Consider the following 19,149-nt stretch of genomic DNA (forward strand, 5'->3'; position numbering starts at 1 on the left):
GTGCGGGGCCGGCCGATACCCCCGGCCCGCCAGTGGTGGCCGCCTGGCCGGCCACCGCGAAGTCCACCAGTGCGCTGGCGGCACCGGTCGACTGGATGACGTCGGTCGGGCCGTTGTAGCCGCTGTTCGGCGGGGGGGCGGGGATGGTGTAGCGGAAGGTGTACGTACCGGAGCTGATGCCCTTCGGGAGCTGGCTCGCCGACTGGTACGTCAGCGTCACGCCGGCGGCTTTGAACGCGTCGAGCACGGGCTGGGTCGGCAGAGCGAAGGTCTGCGGCTTGCCGTCCACGGGCTGCGTGAGCGTGAAGGTGCCCTCCCGCAGGCCAATCTTCGGGTCGGACAAGGTCGTGCCGCCCATCGGGACCGGGAACGGCGGCAGGTCGAGCGGCTCCTGGTTCGGCACCCCCGGGATCGGCACGGGAAGTGGGGCCTTGCCGGGGCTCTGCTCGGGCAGGCGCAGGACCAGGCCGGGGACGTCGATCCCTCCGATGGAGGTCGAACTGAAGCGCGTGATCTTGCCGGTGAAGCCGTCCGCTTTCGTCTCCGCGATGGTCCGGAAGTTCGACAGCGACATCAGCGCGCCGATCTGCAGGTTGCTGGCCTCGGTGACGGCGCGGGCGACCACGTCGCCCGCCGAGTTCTGATCGACCCGCGCGGAGGCGTTGGCGCCCGCCCCGTCGCTGCCGAGCACCGCCTTGGCGGCCGTGGAGAAGTCATCGGAGCGGGCGGTGAGCTCGACACCGGGGTAGGACGTGCGCACCGGCGGCGTGCCGCGGGTGCTCGAGGCGATGAACGGGAAGGGCGGCACGGGAAGGCCGAACAGAGCCCCCGCGACCCCAGGCACACCGGGGACGGTGTCACCTGTGTAGGGCGTGGAGGCGTTCGCGTCACCCTGACCCGAGGAGGACTGGCGCGCGTCCGCCTCGGGTCCGCCGCCCACCAGCGCAGGGAGCGCGGGCAGCGACGGATTGGCGATCGACACCTCAAAGGCGGAGGCGTTCGCGAAGGCGTCGTAGGCAGCGCTCGCCGAGTCGGCTTTCACCGCTGGGGCGATCCCCAGCATCCAACCCGGGACGGCGGCGATACCGATCCCCGCAGCCACCAGGCGTGTCAGACGGGTCACAGGTCCTCCTCCTCCTCGCGGATGTCACGGGCCGGCGCTCCCGACCCTTCAGGCGTTGTGAGCCTCGTCATACGCTAACCGGAACGGCACTGGCACGCAAGTAATGACTTACTTTGTTTTTGGGATGAGCCGCACTACTCTCGCGGTGAGCACTCACTATCTCCACGTATTCCGAGCCCTGGAGGAACCATGTCCGCAGACGCCGTCATCGTCGACGCCGTGCGCACCCCCGTCGGCAAGCGCAACGGCGGTCTATCCGGCGTCCACGCCGCGGATCTGTCGGCCTCCGTCCTCACCGCGCTGGCTGCGCGCAACGACCTCGACCCGGCCCTCGTCGACGACGTGATCTGGGGCTGCGTACAGCAGGTCGGGCAGCAAGCAAACGACATCGGGCGGATGGCCGTGCTCGCGGCCGGCTGGCCGGAGTCGGTGCCCGGCGTGACCATCGACCGCCAGTGCGGCTCGTCGCAGCAATCCGTCCACTTCGCCGCAGCGGGCCTGATCGCCGGTCACTACGACGTGGTCGTCGCGGGCGGCGTGGAACTGATGAGCGCGATCCCGCTGGGTTCGATCACCGCCAACCCCGCGCTCGGCGAGTCGGGCGGCCCGGCCGTGGCGGCACGCTACGGCGTGCGCTTCAACCAGGGCATCGGCGCGGAGATGATGGCCGAGAAGTGGAAGCTCTCCCGCGCCCGGCTCGACGAGTTCGCCGCGAGCTCCCACGACAAGCTGGCCGCGGCCACCGACGGCGGGCTGTTCGCCCGGCAGATCGTCCCGGTGCGAACCGCGGACGGAACGGTCGTCACCGCCGACGAGGGATTGCGCCGCGGCACCAGCGTGGACACGCTCGCAGGGCTCAAGCCGGTCTTCCGCGAGGATGGCGTCGTTCATGCGGGCAACTCGTCGCAGATCAGCGACGGCGCTGCCGCCCTGCTGATGATGACGAGTGAGACCGCGCGCCGTCTCGGCCTGCGCCCGCTGGCCCGGGTGCACACCGCAGTCCTGGCCGGCGACGACCCGGTCATGATGCTCAGCGCGCCCATCCCGGCCACCCGCAAGGCCCTGCAGCGATCCGGGCTCGCCCTCGCCGACATCGGCGCCTTCGAGGTGAACGAGGCCTTCGCACCCGTTCCGTTGGCCTGGCTGGCCGAATTAGGCGCCGACGAAAAGACCCTGAACCCCGCGGGCGGGGCGATCGCGATCGGCCACCCGCTCGGGGCGTCCGGGGCGCGACTGATGACCACCCTGGTGCACCACCTCGCCGACAACGGCCTCCGCTACGGGTTGCAGACGATGTGCGAAGGCGGCGGTCAGGCCAACGCCACGATCCTGGAGAACCTCCGGTCGTAGACCGACATCCGGGTCAGCGGCACTATCCGTTCAGCGGACCCAGCTTTGGCGTTGTTGATGGGCCGGGCCCGGGGTCGTGGGTCATCGTGATGGGTCGATTGCTCGTAGGTAACCGGGGTCGAGCTGTCGCCGGAACTTGTTGTATCGCGGGTCGCCGCCGTGTGCCTTGATGTAGCCGCGCATCCGTTTGGCCAGGTAGCAGCCTAGGCGCAGGCCGTGCAGGGACACCATGAGCAACAACGCCAGTGCGGTCTGGGACTGGGCGTCGGCAAGGGTGAACGCGAAGACCGCTGGGATGACGTAACCGAAGCCGTAGTAGGCGTCCATGATCGAGTGGTTGTCCCGGATCAGCCCAACTACCCAAATCACGGTCACCACCGCGAACGTGTAGATGGTGATCGCAAGGAACACTTGGGTGTTACTCGCCAGGTCGATACCCAGCGGCTCGGCAATGGCGGTCATGGGTCGCTCCCCGTGGGTTGGTCGACGGGCTGGGTCAGTGGGTGCGACGGTGCCGTTCAGTGCGGTCTGGACAGTTCCCTGCGTGGGAGTCCTCGGGACAGCTAGCACTCGCTCCTAGCCCCCGCTCTCGCGCCGGCGGCCGATCCGCCATCCGAATAATAGTAGTAAGTAGCAACTTACAGAATGAGTTGGACAAAAATCTGGAAACCTTCTTGTGAGTGAACACTTACTCGTCTCATGCTCCACGCCAGGTGAAGGCAGTCACGATGTCGGAGGCGACGTTGTCAGAGACTGTGTCGACGGGGTCGTCGGCGGTGGGCGGGGATCCCGTACCGCCGGATGGTGTGAATGGAGTAGAGATGTCGCTGCCTGGCGGACCGCGCGACGGCTAGTGGTCGATGTTGGACGACGACTGGGACCCCCTCCAAGGGGCGATCCACCCGCACCTGCACTACGGCACCACGAACGTCGGTGAGGCCATGCCGGGCGTGTTGACCCCGCTGTGCTGGTCATTGTGGGGCCCCGTTTCAGACAACGCACTACGGGCGTCGGCCTTCGCCTTAGGCGTGATCAGCCGGACCGAGCGGCAGGCTCTGACGCCTCGCATCGTCGACGTCTTCTGCGGCCGGGTAGCGATGCAGGTCGACTTCTTCACGATGATGGGCGACCTCCGGCGCCCGACTGATGACCACCCTGGTGCACCACCTCGCCGACAACGGCCTCCGCTACGGGTTGCAGACGATGTGCGGAGGCGGCGGCCAGGCCAACACGACGATCCTGGAGAATCTCCGTTAGCCGAACGTGCCGACCACCGGCGACAGCCGTCCCGGCTCGGTGCCCGGATCGGTGCTTGACGTGGCGTCGGCCCCGGCCGCCTGGACGTCGATGGCCCGGAGCGTGAGCACGGTCATGACGGCGAGCCACGAGCCGAACACGGCCAGCGGGATCCACCAGCACAGCAGACCGTTCCAGGCCAGCAGGCCGTCGGTGAAGAACACGGTGCCGCCACCGGGCATCAGCATGACAGCGGCCCAGAGGTTGTAGTAACCCGCCCAGCGCGGGTAGATCGGCGCCGGCCGGGAGTCCAGCAGAATGCAAACGCCGATCACCAACAGCTCCAGCACCACGGTGGAAACCACCGCGATGAACAGAAGCCAGCCGAGGTCGTTCAGGTCCTGGACCGACTGCGCGGGGCGCTCGGGCCGGAACGCGGCCGTCTCCAGCACCACGATCGGGATGATGAAGATGAGCGGCAGTGCGGCACCGAGCGCGAGTTGAGCGAAGGCCAGCGGCGAGTCGCGGCCCTCGATGCGGCGCAACTGGGTCGAGATCGCGGCCGCGAACGGCGCGAGCAGCGCCGATCCGAACATGGCGAGTACCAGTCCGGCCCGGATCCCGGTCGCGTTCTCGCGGTACATCTGCGCAACCTCCGCCGCCGAGTCGGCGGGCGACGGCGGCGGCACGAAGCCCGCCAGCAGGAAGCCGGTCAGCATGAAGACGATCATCGGAACCCCACACCAGATGCACAGCCTCTGTCCGGCCACGGCCATCAGTCACTCCTCGCATCGAGCGGCCTCATCGTTCCCGCGTCCCGCGGAACGCTTGCCTATGCTTGTAGGTACTTGCTATCTTCATGGAGAGTAGTTCCCCCGTCGGATGCGCGCAACAGGAGCTCCCGGTGATCGAATCGCAGACCCCCTGCACCCACTTCAGCCCGCTCGATCCTGCGCTGGCCGCGCCGGACGAGGCCGCCGAGGTCCCGAGTGAGGTGTTCTGGTCGACCATGCGGCAGATGCAGTCCGAGTGCCCGGTGGGCTTCAGCGACGCGCACGGCAAGGGCCAGTGGATCGTGACCCGCCACGACGACGTGTGCGCGGCGTTCAAGGATTGGCAGAGCTTCACCAGCACGGACGGCGCCGCGCCCGTGCTGTTCGACTTCGGCGACGTCGAATTCCACCTGCTGCCGCAAGACGTCGACCCCCCGCTGCACCGGGGCATGCGCAAGCTGCTCAACCCGTACTTCCACAACGACTCCGTGAGTGGACGCGAGGAGGCGATCCGCGAGCTCGCGCGCGACCTGATCGCGAAGTTCGAGCAGCGCGGATCCTGCGAGTTCATGAGTGAGTTCGCGGTGCCGTTCCCGGCCCAGGTCTTCTTCGGCGTCTACCTCGGGATTCCGGTCGCGGAGCTCACCGAGGTGCTCGAATGGGTGGACACCCTGGTGATGGAGCCGCACAAGGCCGGCGAGGTCCTCGCCCAGCTGATCCCGTGGAGTGCCGGAATCCTCGCCTCCCGACGGGCCGAGCCGCGCGACGACGTCGTGACGGCGCTGGTGTCCGGCGACATCGGCGACCGCCGGCTCACCGAGCCCGAGCAGATCCAGACCCTGACCAACCTGATCATCGGCGGGCTGGAGACCACCGCCAACGGGCTCGGCAACGCCGTGAAAAATCTCGCCGCCGACCCGCAGCTGTGCCAGCAGGTCCGCGCGTTGGAGGACAAGAGCAAGGCGGTCGACGAATTCCTGCGGTTCGAGGCGCCGGCCCCGGGTCTGGGGCGCACGGCTGCCCACGACGTCGAACTCCGCGGGCAGAAGCTCGCGGCCGGCGACCGCGTGCTGTTCTACCTGGGTGCGGGCAACCGCGACCCCGAGGCGTTCGAGGACCCGGACGTGATCGACATCCACCGACGCAACGCCAGCCGCCACCTCTCCTTCGGCCACGGGCTACACCGGTGCGTCGGTGCGACCCTCGCCGAGCTGGAGATGCGGGTCGCGCTGGAGGAGGTGCTGGACCGGCTCCAGGATCTGCGGCTCGACCCTGGGCACCCGATGCAGTGGCGCACCGCCTTCTCACGCGGCCCGGCCACGCTCCACCTCACCTTCACCGCCAACAGCGCAGGAGAATCTCGTGACACGGTTCGACGGTAAGAGCGCCATCGTCACCGGCGGGGCCCGCGGCCTCGGCGCGGCCGTGGTAGAGCGGTTCGTCGCGGACGGTGCCAGGGTGGCGATCGCCGACCTACGGGTCGAGGAGGGCAAGGCGCTGGCCGACCACCTCGGCGAGGCCGCCATGTTTGTCGAGCTCGACGTGAGCGACGATGCGTCCTGGGCGGCCGCGATCGAGACCGTGCGCGCCTCGTTCGGCGGCCTGGACATCCTGGTGAACAACGCCGGCATCGTGGCCCTGAGCTCGATGTTCGACACCAGTCTGGAGACCTACCAGAAGGTCATCGGGGTCAACCAGATCGGCGTGTTCCTCGGCATGAAGGCCGCGGGCGCGGTGATGGCCGGTCAGGGTTCCGGCTCGATCGTGAACGTGTCCTCCACCGACGGTCTGGTCGGCGGGCCCGGGCAGATCGCGTACTGCGCCTCCAAGCACGCGGTGAACGGCATGACCAAGGTCGCGGCGCTGGAGCTCGCCGGCACCGGGGTGCGGGTCAACGCGGTGAACCCCGGGGCGGTCGACACGCCCATGCACGAGGTGGCCCTCGCCGCCGGAATCGACATCAACGCCCTGCTGGCGACGAAGATCCCCCTGGCGCGGTCGGCGGCCCCGGCCGAGATCGCCAACGTCATCGCGTTCTTCGCCTCCGACGAGGCGTCCTACTCGACCGGCGCGTGCCACGTCATCGACGGCGGGTGGCTCGCGGGCTACTGAGCCGGCGGACTACTGGGCCGGCGGCTTCTCCACGACCACCGTGGTCGAGGTGTAGCGGACCACGAGGGCGCCGCTGTCGTCGACGTAGTCGACCACCTCGTCGGTGAACTCCATCCGGCCACCGCGCCGGCCCGCCTTCTCGGTCACGGCACCCAGCCGTGCCTGCCCCGTCAGCCGGGTTCCCGGCGCGGGGGGTGGGCCCTCGAACACGAACTCGACGCCGGCGTGCAGCGTCCGGTCAAAGCGCTCGTCGTGCGTGATGGCCAGGTTCTCCGGGCCGCACCAGAACGCCGCGGACATCAGGAAGGTCGGCGGTGAGAGGTCGGCGTGTTCCCGGGGGCCGTCTCGCCCGGGCAACGCCACCGCGCGGGTGAACTCGTTGACCTTGCCCTGCTCCACCACGAGGGTGAACGGCTTGGGTGCGTCCATCGTCCGGACCCCTCAGCTCCGCGCCGTCAGGGCCAGCGCAGAGCCGGCCGGCTCGCGCGCCTGCACGGCCTGCGCGTAGAGCCGGCCCGCCCGGTAGGACGAGCGGACCAGCGGACCGGACATGACGCCGGCGAAGCCCAGCGCCGTGGCCTCGTCCGCATGCGCCGCGAACTCTTCGGGACGCACCCACCGCTGCACCGGGTGGTGCCGCTGCGACGGGCGGAGGTACTGGGTGACGGTCACCAGCTCGCAGCCCGCGGAGCGCAGCTCGGCCAGCACACCGGGAATCTCGGCCGGCTCCTCCCCCAGGCCCAGGATCAGATTCGATTTCGTTACCAGTCCGGCCCGCGCTGCGCGGGAGAGGACCGCCAGCGAGCGTTCGAAGGTGAAGCCCGGGCGGATCCGGCGGAACAGCCGAGGCACGGTCTCGACGTTGTGCGCGAGCACCTGGGGAGTCGCGGCGAACACCTCGTCGAGCGGCTCGGGCCGACCGGAGAAGTCAGGGATCAGCAGCTCCACGCCCGTCCCCGGGACCGCGGCGTGAATCTGACGGACCGTCTCGGCGTACAGCCACGCACCGCCGCCGGGCAGGTCGTCGCGGGCCACCCCCGTCACGGTCGCGTAGCGCAGCCCCATGGCCCGGACCGAGGCCGCGACGCGACGGGGCTCGTCGCGGTCCAGGGCCTCCGGACGGCCGGTGTCGATCAGGCAGAAGTCGCAGCGCCGCGTGCATCGGTTGCCGCCGATCAGGAAGGTCGCCTCGCGGTCCTCCCAGCACTCGGCGATGTTCGGACAGCCGGCCTCCTCGCACACGGTGTGCAGGTCGCCGGCCCGGACCAGTGCCTCGACGTCGCGGAAGCCCGGCCCGGCCTGCACCCGGGTCCGCAGCCAATCCGGCCGCGGACGCGCCGGGATGCGCGCGTTGCGGGCCTCCACCCGCAGCAGCCGGCGGCCGTCGGCCGCTACCGGGAGGCTCGTCACGACGTCGGTCCCCCCGCGACATAGAGGACCTGCCCGCTGACGTAGCCCGCGCCCTCGCTCGCGAAGTAGGACACCGCGTGCGCGATGTCGGCCGGCACCCCTGCGCGCCGCACGGGGATCTCGGCCTCGATCTTCGGCACGTACTCCTCCCACGGGATCCCGAGTCGCGCCGCCGTGGCCCTGGTCATATCCGTCATGACGAAACCCGGCGCGACGGAGTTCACGGTGACCCCGAACCTGCCGAGCTCGAGGGCGAGAGTCTTCGTCAGCCCCTGCAGCCCCGCCTTGGCGGCGGAGTAGTTGGCCTGCCCCCGCAGGCCGAGGGCCGAGGCGCTGGAGATGTTCACGATGCGGCCCCAGCCCGCCTGGGTCATGTACGCCTGAGTTGCCTGCGACATCAGGAAGGCGCCGCGCAGGTGCACCTGCAGCACGAGGTCCCAGTCCTCGACCTTCATCTTGAACAGATACGCGTCCCGCGTCACGCCGGCGTTATTGACGAGGACCGTGGGTGGGCCCAGCTCACGCTCGACCTGCTGCAGGGCGGCCGCGACCTGACCCGGGTCGGAGACGTCCGCGACAACCGCGCCTACGCGAGCGCCGAGGGCCCGGAGGCGCTCGGCGCTCTCCTTCACCCCGGGGGCGTCGAGGTCCAGGAGGGCGACCGCCATCCCGTCGCCGAGCAGTCGCTCGGCGATCCCCAATCCGATGCCGCGCGCGGCGCCCGTCACGACGGCGACCCGCGGGGAGGGCTCACTCATGTATTTCTCCTTCTGCACGGCGGACCCCAGGACGCAGTACGACAACCCCGTCGCCGGCGACGGTGACCTGGCACGCGAGTCGGATCCGGCCGGGGTCGTCCGCGAAGCGCTTGACGAGCATTCGCAGAGCGTTGGTCTCGACCAAGCCGGCCGGAGGTACCGAGGCACGGCCCTCGACGACCTGAACGAAGCAGGTGGTGCACGTCGCCTTGCCGCCGCAGATCGTCGGCCAGCGGTAACCCTCGCGGGTGGCCGCCGCCATCAGGGTCTCCCCTTCCCGGACGGCGAAGGCCGCTCCTCCCGGTCGGACGTAGACCGTCCAGCTCACGATCGCACGGTCACACGATCTCGCCCAGTTGCTCGCCGATGGCGAACTCCTGGTCGGGTTGCGCCTCGGTGCGCAGGGTGCCGGTGGCGGTGGCCTCGACGGTCTGGTCGACCTTGTCAGTGCCTACGATGTAGAGCTCGTCCCCCTCGGTGACGGCCGACCCGTCGGGAACCAGCCACTCGATGAAGACCGCGTGCGTCATCGACGCCCCCATCCTGGGCAGCAGGATCGGAGTGCTCATCTAGGAAGCCCTGGCCTTTCGTTCGACGGTCTCACGTACCTCTGCGGCGAGCGCCTCGGCGGACGGCTGGTAGGCGGTCTCCAGGTTGGCGGCGTACGGCACGGGGGTGTTCGGCGCACCGAGGCGCCGTACCGGCACCTCGAGGGTGTCGAACAGCTCCTCGGTGATGCGCGCGGCGAGCTCGCCACCGAAGCCGGAGCGCGTGACGGCCTCCTGGAAGATCACCACGCGCCGGGTCTTCGCGGCCGAGGCCAGAACGGTCTCCAGGTCCAGCGGTACGAGCGAGCGCAGGTCGATCAGCTCGACCGAGATTCCCTCCTCGGCGAGCCGGTCCGCGACCTTGGTGGCGTCATCCACCTGACGGCCGTAGGTCACGAGGGTGACCGCGTCGCCTTCCCGGCGGATCCGCGCCTTTCCGAGCGGCACCCGGTAGTCCCCGAGCGGCACCTCGACGTGCAGGCGCCGTGGGTCGCCGCCGGGCTCGCCGAAGGCCATGTTGCCGAAGTACAGGCGGGAGGACTCGATGAACAGGACGGGGTCGGGGTCGAAGATCGAGGACAGCAGCAGGCCCTTGGCGTCGTCGGCGGATGCCGGCACGACGACCTTCAGCCCGGGGACGTGGGTGAACCAGGACTCGAGCATGCCGGAGTGCTGGCCGCCGAATCCTTGACCGCCGGCGCTCGCGGTGCGGATGGTGATCGGCACCGGCGTCTTGCCGCCGGACATGTAACGCAGCCGGGCGGCGTGGTTGACGATCTGGTCCATCGCCACGGCGAGGAAGTCCACGAACATGATCTCCGCGACCGGGCGCAGGCCGCCGAGCGCGCCGCCGATGGCCGCGCCCACGATCGCCTGCTCCGAGATAGGCGTGGTGCGCACGCGGTGATCGCCGTGCTTGGTGGACAGACCCGCGGTGATCTTGAAGTTGCCGCCGGTGGACTCGTCGTCGATGTCCTCGCCGAGCAGCACGACGGTGGGGTCGATCTGGAGGGCGACGTCGAGGGCGTCGTTGAGCGCCTCGCCGAAGCCCATCAGCCGGGTGCCCCCCGGCGCGTCGATCGTGCTCATGAGGCCAGCTCCTCGGCGTACACGTCGGTGTAGAGCTCAGCGAGGTCCGGCATCGGCGCCGCCTTCGCGGCCGCGACCGCCTCGTCGAGCTCGGCGCGGATCCGCGCCTCGAGCGCGGCGAGATCCTCCTCGTTCGCGTGGCCCTCGTCGATCAGTTTGCGTCGCAACGCCTTGACCGGGTCGGCGGCCTTGGCGGCCTTCTTCTCCTCGGTCGGCATGTACTCCTGCGGATCGCCGAAGTAGTGCCCGTTGAAGCGGTAAGTCATGGCCTCCACCAGCGTCGGTCCCTCGCCGCGCCGCGCCTTGGCCACGGCCTCGGCGAGCACGGAGTAGATCGCGGCCGCGTCGTTGCCGTCGACGGTCACCCCGGCCATCCCATAGCCCTCGGCGCGCGGTGCCACTTGCTCGTTGCGCTGGCTGCGCGCGTAGCTGGTGTGCTCGGCGTAGCGGTTGTTCTGGCAGAGGAACACGACGGGCAGGTCCCAGAGCGCCGCGAGGTTGAGCGCCTCGTGGAAGGCTCCGATGTTCGCCGCGCCGTCGCCGAAGTTCACGACCGTCACCCGGTCCTGCCCGAGCAGCTGCGCAGCCCAGCCGAGCCCGTTGGCGATCGGCAGCCCACCACCGACGATGCCCGAGGTCACCATGATTCCGAGCTCGGGGTAGGTGATGTGCATGGGCCCGCCCTTGCCCTTGCACGCACCGCTCACGCGGCCCATGTACTCGGCGAAGAGCGGGCCGAAGGGCATCCCCTTGGCGACCTGGTCGTGCATGCCGCGGTAGGTGGTGACGACGTAGTCGTCCGCACGAAGGACCGCACCGGAAGCCGCCGCGAGCACCTCCTGCCCGGTCACCGGGTAGTAGATGATCGCCATCTCACCACCCGTGAGCATCTTGATCACCCGCTCGTCGCAGAGCCGGATGCGGGCGGCGAGCTCGTAGATGCGATTCAGTACCTGCGGGTCGGTGGCCGGGGCCGTCATGCGGATCTCCCTTGATCGCCTTCGGAGGCCGGTGCTGCGTGCCGGCGATTAAAGATAGTAAGTATTTACAACTTCTGTCAACGATCTGAGCTGCGATGCGGCCGGTTACCGCGCACCGACCAGGTATCGCGCCACCCCGAGCCGCAGCACCTCGTTGGCGCCCTCGTAGATCCGCAGCGGGCGGGCGATGAGGTAGAGCTGAGCCATATGGCCCTCGGCCTCGAGTCCGAAGCGGCCCATGGTCTGCAGGCATCGGTCCACGACACGGCAGGCGATCTCGGTGGTCGCCAGCTTCGCCATCGAGGAGTAGTCCAACGCGTCGGGGCTGCCCGCCTTCGCGCGCCCGGCCGCGCGGTAGGCCAACAGCCGCGCCATCTCCACCTCGCCGGCACAGTCGGCCAGAAGAGCACCGACCGCGCCCAGTTTCCACAGCGGCCGGCCGAACTGCTCGCGGGTCACGCAGTGCTCCAACGCGGTGTCCAGCGCAGCCTGCGCCAGCCCCACGGCCGAGCCGGCCACGGACGCGCGGAACACCGTGAGGGTGGCCAGCACGTGCTCGAAGGCCTCGCCCGGCGCGCCGATGCGGTGCGAGCGCGGGACCCGCACCTCGTCGAAATACAGATCGGAGACTTCGTGCGGCGCGATCAGGGTCGGGCCGTCCTCGATCCGCAGACCGGGCGTCCGGGCCGGCACCACCGCCAGGGAGTAACCCTCGCCCTCGCGCACGAAAACGGTGATCACGTCGGCGACCGAGGCGTGCGAGATGTAGTTCTTGTGCCCCGAGATCACCAGGTCGTCGCCGTCCTCGTGCATGGTGGTGGTGATCGACTTCAGATCCGAACCCGCGTGCGGTTCGGTCAGCGCCATCGCGGCCAGCGCCTCGCCGCGGGCGATCCGCGGCAGCCAGTGCTGCTGCACCTCCGGGTGGCCCGCCCGGCTCAGCGCGTAGCTGCCGATGCCCTGCAGCGAGAACAGCGCGTCCAACTGGGAGGAGGAGTTCATCAGTGCCTCGCGGATCACGCACACCGCAAGCGGGTCGATCGTCTCCGTCCGACCGCCGTGGCGCGCCGCCACCATGTGCTCGGAGAGATTGGACTCCGCAAACGCCTTGACCAGCAGGGGGCTCAGCCGGCCGCCGGTGGGCTCCCGGTCCTCCGGGGCCACGCCGTCGAGGACCGCGCGGACCTCGTCCTGGATCCGGTCGTAGTGCGTGTCGAGTCCGTACTCGCTCGCCCGCATGGGTTGACAGCCTTTCCTAGGCGAACGGGGGCAGGGAGCCTTCGGGCCGTAGCGCCTCGGCCCGGTCCCACCACGGGTAGTTCGAGGGCATGTCGGCGCTGACCCGCTGGGTGAACCGCGGCGGGCGCTTGTCGAGAAACGCCCGCACGCCCTCCCGTGCGTCCGACCGGGCGCCGAGCTCGAAGATCATCGGTGCCTCGACCGCGTAGGCGTCCAGGGGGTGCGGCGCACCCGCCATCCGCCACACCAGCGCACGGGTGGCGGCGATCGCGACCGGCGCGGCCGCCAGGTACTCCCGGGCCCGCTCATTCGCCCGCTCGAGCAACTCCTCGGCCGGGCAGAGCTCGTCGACCAGACCCGCCCGGTGCGCCTCCTCGCTGCGGAAGGTGCGGCCGCTGACGGCCCAGTCCAACGCCGTGCCGGCACCGACGAGCCGCGGCAGGAACCAGGTCGCGCACGCGTCGGGCACGATGCCGCGCCGGACGAAGGACATCGCGAGTTTGGCGCCCGGCACGGCGATCCGCAGGTCCATCGGAAGGGTGAGCGTTAGGCCGATCCCGACGGCCGGTCCGTTGATGGCGGCGATGAAGGGCTTGTGGTTGGTGAACACGCTCATCGCGAGCGGACCGCCGGTCTCGACATGATCCGCCGCGGAGTCGGCCCGGCCCTGGTCGACCGCGTCGAAGGTCGCCTCGCCGGGTCGCAGGTCGCCACCGGCGCAGAAGGCGCGGCCGCGGCCGGTGACGATCACGACCCGCACGGCGTCGTCGCGGTGGGCCCGGGCGAAGACATGGGTGAGCTCGTTCATCGTCCGGGTGTCGATCGCGTTCAGGCATTCCGGGCGGTCGATCGTGACCGTGAGGATCCCGTCGTCGAGTTTCCAGTCGAGCCCGGCGTACACGCGGTCGATCGCCTGCGTCCCCTCGTTCATCCGGAGCGGCTGTCGGGAAGCCGGACGGTGCCGTCCACCGCGCGCGAGGCCGGGTCGGTGACGAAACGAAGGGCGGGCAGCGTCACCTCGGCCTGCATCCAGACACCGGAGATCGGCCAGTTGGGCGTGACGCCGGTGGCGCCCCACGCGGCGGCGTCGAAGTGCCGCAGCCGCGGTGTGCCCCGCTCGGCGCTGGCGATGACGTACTCCGGGTCGACCTGGACCAGTTGGCGCCCCAGCGGGGTGTTCGCCAGGTTCAGGCCGGGCGCGATCGGCACGCCGGAGCCCGGAAGCAGCACCGGCCCCTCGATGTCGACGGCGAGGATGGACGCGGCGTCCACGGCGACCCGGACATTCACGTGGTCATTGCGCGGCGTGACCCGGATCTGGCCGAGCCGGACCCGGAAACCCCAGCGACGCTCGAGTTCTTTGACGGCCATCGGGCTGTCGCACACCGCCGAGGTCAGCAGGCCGCGCGGCTTGAGCCCGATCCGGCAGCCGATCCGCGTCTGGGCCAACTGGAACGGGCCGAGGTCGCTGTCGTGCACCCGGTACACGAGCCAGGACAGGTGCGGTGGGATGCTCGGGTGGACCGCCGGCGGCAGGGTGCTGAGCATCGTCGCGGACGTCGTCTCGTAGTTGATGTGCACCACGTCGATCAGGCCGAGTTCCCACGGCGGAGTCCCGAAATCGGTGATCTGGGGCCAGGTCCCGGCCAGCGCGGTGACGTCGAGTTGCCCGACCAGGTGCGTCTCGCTCACGCCGAACTCGCCACGAGGTCGAGGGACGCGGAGGTGAAGGCGGTCTGCCCGAAGCGGGGCATGACCTCGCGCGCGAACAGGCGCATGCTGTCCAGCACGGCGCCCTGGTCGATGATCTCAAGGTAGTTGACCATGAACACCACCCGGTCGACACCGACCGATTCCCAGCGCCGCAGCGCCTCCTCGATCTGGTCGGGGGTTCCGTAGCACAGGCCTTCCGGCTTTTTCTTACCGTCCGTGGGCGCGCCCGCCTCCTGCCTGATCGCGGAGAGCAACCCGGGTGCGCGGTAGGCCGCGGTGGGATAGGAGTCGCGGATGTCGAGCACCTGGGCGGCCGCCGAGGAGAACCCGGTGACGAGTTTCTGACCGGTCGTCAGGGCGATGCCTTCATCCTCGTGGCAGTAGAGGAAGTTGACGGTGTTCACCTGCTCGTTGACGAACGACCCGACCGGGTCGCAGGACTGGATTCGCTTGCGGTAGCCGGCGATCCGCTTCTCCTGATCGACCAGCGAGGAGGAGAAACTGACGCCGTAACTGCCGAGCCCGCGGTCCGCGGCATCGAGCTCCGTGCCGGGCGCGGTGACGGCCACCCACATCGGCGGGTGCGGCCGCTGGACGGGCTTGGGCAGCACCATGCGCTCCGGCATGGAGAACGAGCGGCCCTGGTAGGAGAAGCGTTCCTGGGTCCACATCTTCGGGATCACCCGAACGTATTCGTCCCAGGTCTTCTTCGTCTCTTCTGGGTCGACCCCGAAGCCGGCGAGCTCGGTCCACGTGCCCGACCGGCCGGTGCCGAGTTCCATGCGCCCGTTGGACAGCACGTCGAGCACGGCGGCGCGCTCGGCGACCCGGATCGCGGGGTTGATCTCGGGGACGCACACCACGATGCCGTGGCAGAGCCGGATACGGTCGGTCATCATCGCCAGCGCCGCGAGGAACAGGTCGGGCCCGGAGGAGTGCGAGTACTCCTCCATGAAGTGGTGCTCCACCACCCAGGCCTGGTCGAACCCGAGCTGGTCGCCTAGTCGCGCCTGCTCCAGGCTGCGCATGTACACCTCCCGCTCGATGCCGTTGGTGAACGGCCGCGGGACGGAGAGCTCAAAGGCCAGACCGAACTTCATTGCGTGTCTCCTTGCAAGCGCTGGATGTCGTACTCGCCCGCGACGAACCTGTCGCGCAACACGAATTTCTGGACCTTGCCCGAGGCAGTCAGCGGGAGCTGGTCGATCAGCACCCAGTACTCCGGAACCTTGAACTTGGCGACCGCGGCGATCAGTTCGCGTCGCAGCGCCGCCAGGTCGGGCGCGGCCTGCGTCGTCGGCCGGATGAAGGCCGCCACCTTTTCCCCGAGCCGCTCGTCGGGCACTCCCACCACGGCGACCTCGGCGACCCCCGGGCGGCCGAAGAGCAGGTCCTCGAGGGCGCGCGGCGACACGGTCTCGCCCCCGCGGCGGATGATGTCCTTACACCGGCCGGTGATGGCGAAGTAGCCGTTGCTGTCCATCCGGGCGAGGTCGCCGCTGTGCATCCAGCCCTCGGCGTCGATGCTGGCCGCGGTCTCCGCGGGCAACTCGAAGTACTCCAGCATCCGGCCGTACCCGCGGATGCACAGTTCGCCCTGCTCGCCACAGGCGAGCACGGCGCCAGTGTCCGGGTCGACGATGCGCACCTCGGTGTGCGGCAGGGGATAGCCGATGGTCTGTGCCTTGAGCTCGTCCGGATCCCCGGGGTTGGTCATCGTGACCGTCGGGCCTGACTCGGTCTGGCCGAACACCATGACGAAGGAGACGTCGAGCTCGGCCTCGATGCGTCGCACGAGCTCCGGCGGAACAGTCGACCCGCCGGAGAGCACCGTCGCGAGCGAGGAGTGGTCCCGCTTGTCAAAGTCCGTGTGCTCCATCATGCCGATCAACATCGTCGGCACGCAGCACAGGAAGGTGATGCGCTCCCGCTCGAGGAGGTCGAGCGCCGCCCCGGGCTCCCAGGTCGGCATCAGCACGTGGGTACCGCGGTTCGCCATCGCCCCCAGCGCGTTGAACACGCATCCGCCGGTGTGGAACATCGGTAGCGGGTTGAGCCATACGCCGCCGGGCGCGATGCCGGCCCGCAGCGCAGACAGTCGGGCGTTGTTGACCACGCCCCGGTGGGTGAGCACCGCGCCCTTGGGCCGGCCGGTGGTGCCCGAGGTGTACTGGATCATGAACGGATCGAGCGGCGCGACCGCAGGTAACGGCGCGGCCCCGGGCCGGGCCGTGAACTCTTCCAGCGCGTCGAGCCGCTCGACCATTTCCAGGCCCGGCAGGTCCGCGCGAATCCCGTCCGCCACCGCATGAAGGTCGCGGCCGCGCAGCTCTGGGCCGACGAAGAGCGCCCGCGACCGCGACTGCTCCAGCGCGTATTGCAGCTCCGGGCCCTGGTAGGCCGGGTTGAGCGGCACCAGGACGAGCCCGGCGCGGGCGCAACCGAACTGCAGCAGGACGAACTCGGGGATGCCGATCGACCACACCGCCACCCGGTCGCCCGGCGCGAGCCGGGCCGCGAGCGAACCGGCGACCCTGTCCACCGCGCGATCCAGCTCCGCGTAGGTCCAACGCCGCGCGTCGGTGCCGGACACCAGCGCGGTGAGGTTCGGGACTTCGGCCGCCGCGTCGGCCAGCAGGCCACCGAGCGTGATCTCCCAGAGCGGGACGGAGGTGTCGGGGAGATAGTGGGCAAGTGAGGCGGTCATCGACCGACGATTTCTTCGAGGCGCCGGTGGAAGTGGCGGATGTTGCGCTCCTGGTACTCGCTGAAGACGAGCTCGCGCAGGGAGTCGTTGTGCAGCCCGCGCTGCACCTTGGGCAGGTTGACCATGTCCTGGTCGTAGACGGGGCCGAGGCCACCGAGCAGTTCGCAGTTCGCCCACGGCTCGTCCGAAGGGAGCTCGATCGGGGCAGCGTCCCGGGGCAGCGGAACGCCTTCGGGCATCGGCGCCAGGATCATCACGTCGAAGTAGCACCAGTCGGGGTTCTCGGCCGGGCGGTACCGGTACACCAGCGGGAACGAGAACCCGCCCCACGGGATCAGGTTCGGGAACATCTGGTACTGGATCGCGTCCAGGACCTCCGCGTCGGCCGCCGCGGAGAAGTCGATGCCGGAGCGCTCCCCCATCGAGTCGCGCATGAAGCCGGCCAGCACCTGGCGCGAGGTCGAGCCTTCCGGGATCTGCGGCGGTTCGACCACGACGTTCGCGTCACGGGCGACGTCGGCCACGAGGTCGCCGATCATCGAGTCGACGGTGTCCTGCGCGGTGTAGGAGTCGCGTAGATGCGGGCTGGCCACGCCCATCGCGGTGATCATGCGGCTGTGCCGACCATCGAAGATGTCGTACTGGGAGTTGCAGTCCGCGGCGTAACCGACGATGCTCGCGTGCGTCCGGAAGACGTGGTAGTCCTCCATGAACGCCTCGAGCGCGACCTTCCAGTTGCAGTTGATCTTCTTGACCACGTGGACGGCCTTGTAGCGGCGGTCCAGCGGCCACAAGGTGAAGTGCCGCGCCAGCGTCGGGCCGACGAAATCGGCGAGCGGCTCGCACTGTGGGTCGAAGTTCACGAACACGAAGCCGTTCCAGGTGTCGACCTTCACCTGCGGGAGCGCGAACGAGCGGTCCTCGATCTTCGGGAAGTCCCACCGGCACGGGATGTGCTTGAGCGAACCGTCCAGCTCCCAGGTCCAGCCATGGAAGGTGCACTGGAACTCGGCGTTGGACCCGGCGCCCTCGATCAGCGCCGTGCCGCGGTGCAGGCAGGAGTTGCGCAGGGCCCGGATCGAGCCGTCCCCGAGGCGGACGAGCACGATCGTCTGGTCGGCGATGCGGTACTCGATGTAGTCGCCGGTCGCCGGAATGTCGTTCTCGCGGCACGCCATCTGCCACTGCTTCTTGAACACGCGCTCGACCTCGAGAGCCGCCCAGTCCGTGCTCGTGTAGCGCTCGGCACTGAACGGCACCAGCGGGGGGTCCTCCCCGGCCTGCTCGAACAGGACGTCCGGGGTCCGCGGGTCCTCCCGGAGGTACTCCGCCACCGTGGTCATGGACTCGCGGAGCTCTGGATCGGTGACCGTCATGTCTCGCTCCCCAGAAGGCCCTCGGAGTAAGTCCTCAATCGATAGTAAGTGGTTGCTTCCAAAGAATCAATACGCGCGGGTCGACGCGCTCAGCAACTCCGCCCGGAGCGCGGCCGCCGTTGCGGGGTAGTGCCGGAGCCGCGCGACCGTCTTCAACGCGTCGTGGGTGCGGTGCTCCCAGGTGAATCCGATGCCGCCGAAGACCTGCAGGCAGCGCTCTGCGCTGCGCTGCGTCGCCCGCCCCGCCTTGTCCTTGCCCATGGCCACGACGCGGTGCGCGCCGACGTCGCCGGCATCCAACTGCCGTACGCCGCCCGCCACCAGCGCCCGCGCGTGCGCGAGGTCGATCCAGGCGTCGGCAAGGCTGTGCTTCACGGCCTGCTGAGTCCCGATCGGGACGCCGAATTGCACCCGGTCGCGGGCGTGCGCCACCGCCGCGTCGAGTAGCGAGGACGCGACGCCGAGGGCGAAGGTGGCGCTCAACGCGCGAGCCAGCGCTCCGATCCGTTCGCCGTCCACCGGTTCCGCGAATGTGACGTCCTGGCCTGGGCCGACCAGGACGACGTCCGACCATGAGGGACTGCGCCAGCGCCCGTTGGTCTGCAGCACGGCGGCACGGCTGAGGAAGAGGGAACCGGCGTCGAGGAACAGCGCGGAGCCGACCACCGGCAGTGCCGACGGCGCCGATGCGGTCCCGGCTCCGCCTCCGGGGAAGACGACCGCCCGGTCCTCGCC

General features: G+C 69.6%; 20 protein-coding genes and 1 pseudogene. 4 read left to right on the plus strand and 17 right to left on the minus strand.

Annotated features, from left to right (window positions below):
* Positions 1-1,123 (minus strand): hypothetical protein (locus H0X00_RS09365; protein WP_293769364.1); only part of this gene is annotated, 1,123 nt, incomplete at its 3' end.
* Positions 1,124-1,312: 189 nt separating this feature from the next.
* On the opposite strand from H0X00_RS09365, the gene H0X00_RS09370 reads away from it, so the two are divergent.
* Complete coding sequence (locus H0X00_RS09370) at positions 1,313-2,473, plus strand: acetyl-CoA C-acyltransferase (protein ID WP_293769366.1); 1,161 nt, start codon at positions 1,313-1,315, stop codon at positions 2,471-2,473.
* 81 nt (positions 2,474-2,554) lie between these two features.
* Here the strand turns inward: H0X00_RS09370 and H0X00_RS09375 are convergent, their stop codons facing one another.
* Positions 2,555-2,935, minus strand: a complete 381-nt coding sequence (locus tag H0X00_RS09375; protein WP_293769368.1) for a DUF1295 domain-containing protein — start codon at positions 2,933-2,935, stop codon at positions 2,555-2,557.
* 669 nt (positions 2,936-3,604) lie between these two features.
* On the opposite strand from H0X00_RS09375, the pseudogene H0X00_RS09380 reads away from it, so the two are divergent.
* Positions 3,605-3,730: pseudogene (locus tag H0X00_RS09380) on the plus strand (acetyl-CoA C-acetyltransferase); the annotation flags it as partial.
* On the opposite strand, the gene H0X00_RS09385 reads toward H0X00_RS09380, so the two are convergent.
* Positions 3,727-4,485 carry a hypothetical protein gene (locus tag H0X00_RS09385; RefSeq protein ID WP_293769370.1) on the minus strand — a complete coding sequence of 253 codons (759 nt, stop codon included), beginning with the start codon at positions 4,483-4,485 and terminating at the stop codon, positions 3,727-3,729. The pseudogene H0X00_RS09380 and the gene H0X00_RS09385 sit on opposite strands and share 4 nt — an antisense overlap.
* Positions 4,486-4,613: 128 nt before the next feature.
* On the opposite strand from H0X00_RS09385, the gene H0X00_RS09390 reads away from it, so the two are divergent.
* Positions 4,614-5,864, plus strand: a complete 1,251-nt coding sequence (locus H0X00_RS09390; protein WP_293769372.1) for a cytochrome P450 — start codon at positions 4,614-4,616, stop codon at positions 5,862-5,864.
* Entirely contained in the window at positions 5,845-6,594 is a 750-nt protein-coding gene (locus tag H0X00_RS09395) for an SDR family NAD(P)-dependent oxidoreductase (protein WP_293769374.1), read from the plus strand. The genes H0X00_RS09390 and H0X00_RS09395 overlap by 20 nt, the downstream gene beginning before the upstream one ends.
* Before the next feature lie 9 nt (positions 6,595-6,603).
* Here H0X00_RS09395 and H0X00_RS09400 read toward each other — a convergent pair whose 3' ends face one another.
* The 14 genes from H0X00_RS09400 to H0X00_RS09465 form a co-directional block, all read right to left on the minus strand.
* Positions 6,604-7,023 (minus strand): MaoC family dehydratase N-terminal domain-containing protein, encoded by a 420-nt coding sequence (locus H0X00_RS09400; RefSeq protein ID WP_293769376.1) that lies wholly within the window; start codon positions 7,021-7,023, stop codon positions 6,604-6,606.
* A 12-nt stretch (positions 7,024-7,035) separates the two neighbouring features.
* Entirely contained in the window at positions 7,036-8,004 is a 969-nt protein-coding gene (lipA, locus tag H0X00_RS09405; RefSeq protein ID WP_293769378.1) for a lipoyl synthase, read from the minus strand.
* Entirely contained in the window at positions 8,001-8,762 is a 762-nt protein-coding gene (fabG, locus tag H0X00_RS09410) for a 3-oxoacyl-ACP reductase FabG (protein WP_293769380.1), read from the minus strand. Before fabG ends, lipA begins: the two co-directional genes overlap by 4 nt.
* A complete protein-coding gene (locus H0X00_RS09415; protein ID WP_293769382.1) occupies positions 8,755-9,090 on the minus strand; it encodes a 2Fe-2S iron-sulfur cluster-binding protein in 336 nt (111 codons plus the stop codon). The genes fabG and H0X00_RS09415 overlap by 8 nt, the downstream gene beginning before the upstream one ends.
* Positions 9,091-9,100: 10 nt before the next feature.
* Positions 9,101-9,331 carry a lipoyl domain-containing protein gene (locus H0X00_RS09420; protein ID WP_293769384.1) on the minus strand — a complete coding sequence of 77 codons (231 nt, stop codon included), beginning with the start codon at positions 9,329-9,331 and terminating at the stop codon, positions 9,101-9,103.
* Positions 9,332-10,399 carry an alpha-ketoacid dehydrogenase subunit beta gene (locus H0X00_RS09425; RefSeq protein ID WP_293769386.1) on the minus strand — a complete coding sequence of 356 codons (1,068 nt, stop codon included), beginning with the start codon at positions 10,397-10,399 and terminating at the stop codon, positions 9,332-9,334. It lies immediately after the preceding gene.
* Positions 10,396-11,379, minus strand: coding sequence for a thiamine pyrophosphate-dependent dehydrogenase E1 component subunit alpha (locus H0X00_RS09430; RefSeq protein ID WP_293769388.1), 984 nt, complete (start codon positions 11,377-11,379; stop codon positions 10,396-10,398). Before H0X00_RS09430 ends, H0X00_RS09425 begins: the two co-directional genes overlap by 4 nt.
* 105 nt (positions 11,380-11,484) lie before the next feature.
* On the minus strand, positions 11,485-12,618 hold the full coding sequence (locus H0X00_RS09435) for an acyl-CoA dehydrogenase family protein (protein ID WP_293769390.1): 1,134 nt from the start codon (positions 12,616-12,618) through the stop codon (positions 11,485-11,487).
* A 16-nt stretch (positions 12,619-12,634) separates the two neighbouring features.
* The gene (locus H0X00_RS09440; RefSeq protein ID WP_293769392.1) at positions 12,635-13,549 is read right to left on the minus strand and encodes an enoyl-CoA hydratase-related protein; all 915 of its coding nucleotides are present in this window, start codon (positions 13,547-13,549) and stop codon (positions 12,635-12,637) included.
* Positions 13,546-14,310: a hypothetical protein gene (locus H0X00_RS09445; RefSeq protein WP_293769394.1), complete on the minus strand. Its 765-nt coding sequence runs from the start codon at positions 14,308-14,310 to the stop codon at positions 13,546-13,548. Before H0X00_RS09445 ends, H0X00_RS09440 begins: the two co-directional genes overlap by 4 nt.
* The gene (locus H0X00_RS09450; RefSeq protein ID WP_293769396.1) at positions 14,307-15,431 is read right to left on the minus strand and encodes an LLM class flavin-dependent oxidoreductase; all 1,125 of its coding nucleotides are present in this window, start codon (positions 15,429-15,431) and stop codon (positions 14,307-14,309) included. Before H0X00_RS09450 ends, H0X00_RS09445 begins: the two co-directional genes overlap by 4 nt.
* On the minus strand, positions 15,428-17,038 hold the full coding sequence (locus tag H0X00_RS09455; protein WP_293769398.1) for a class I adenylate-forming enzyme family protein: 1,611 nt from the start codon (positions 17,036-17,038) through the stop codon (positions 15,428-15,430). The genes H0X00_RS09450 and H0X00_RS09455 overlap by 4 nt, the downstream gene beginning before the upstream one ends.
* Entirely contained in the window at positions 17,035-18,414 is a 1,380-nt protein-coding gene (locus H0X00_RS09460) for an aromatic ring-hydroxylating dioxygenase subunit alpha (protein ID WP_293769400.1), read from the minus strand. Before H0X00_RS09460 ends, H0X00_RS09455 begins: the two co-directional genes overlap by 4 nt.
* A 66-nt stretch (positions 18,415-18,480) precedes the next feature.
* Positions 18,481-19,149, minus strand: a 669-nt coding sequence (locus H0X00_RS09465; protein WP_293769402.1) for an acyl-CoA dehydrogenase family protein, incomplete at its 5' end; no start/stop codon positions are given.

It is taken from the genome of Sporichthya sp., assembly GCF_013815995.1.
Taxonomy (GTDB): Bacteria; Actinomycetota; Actinomycetes; order Sporichthyales; family Sporichthyaceae; genus Sporichthya.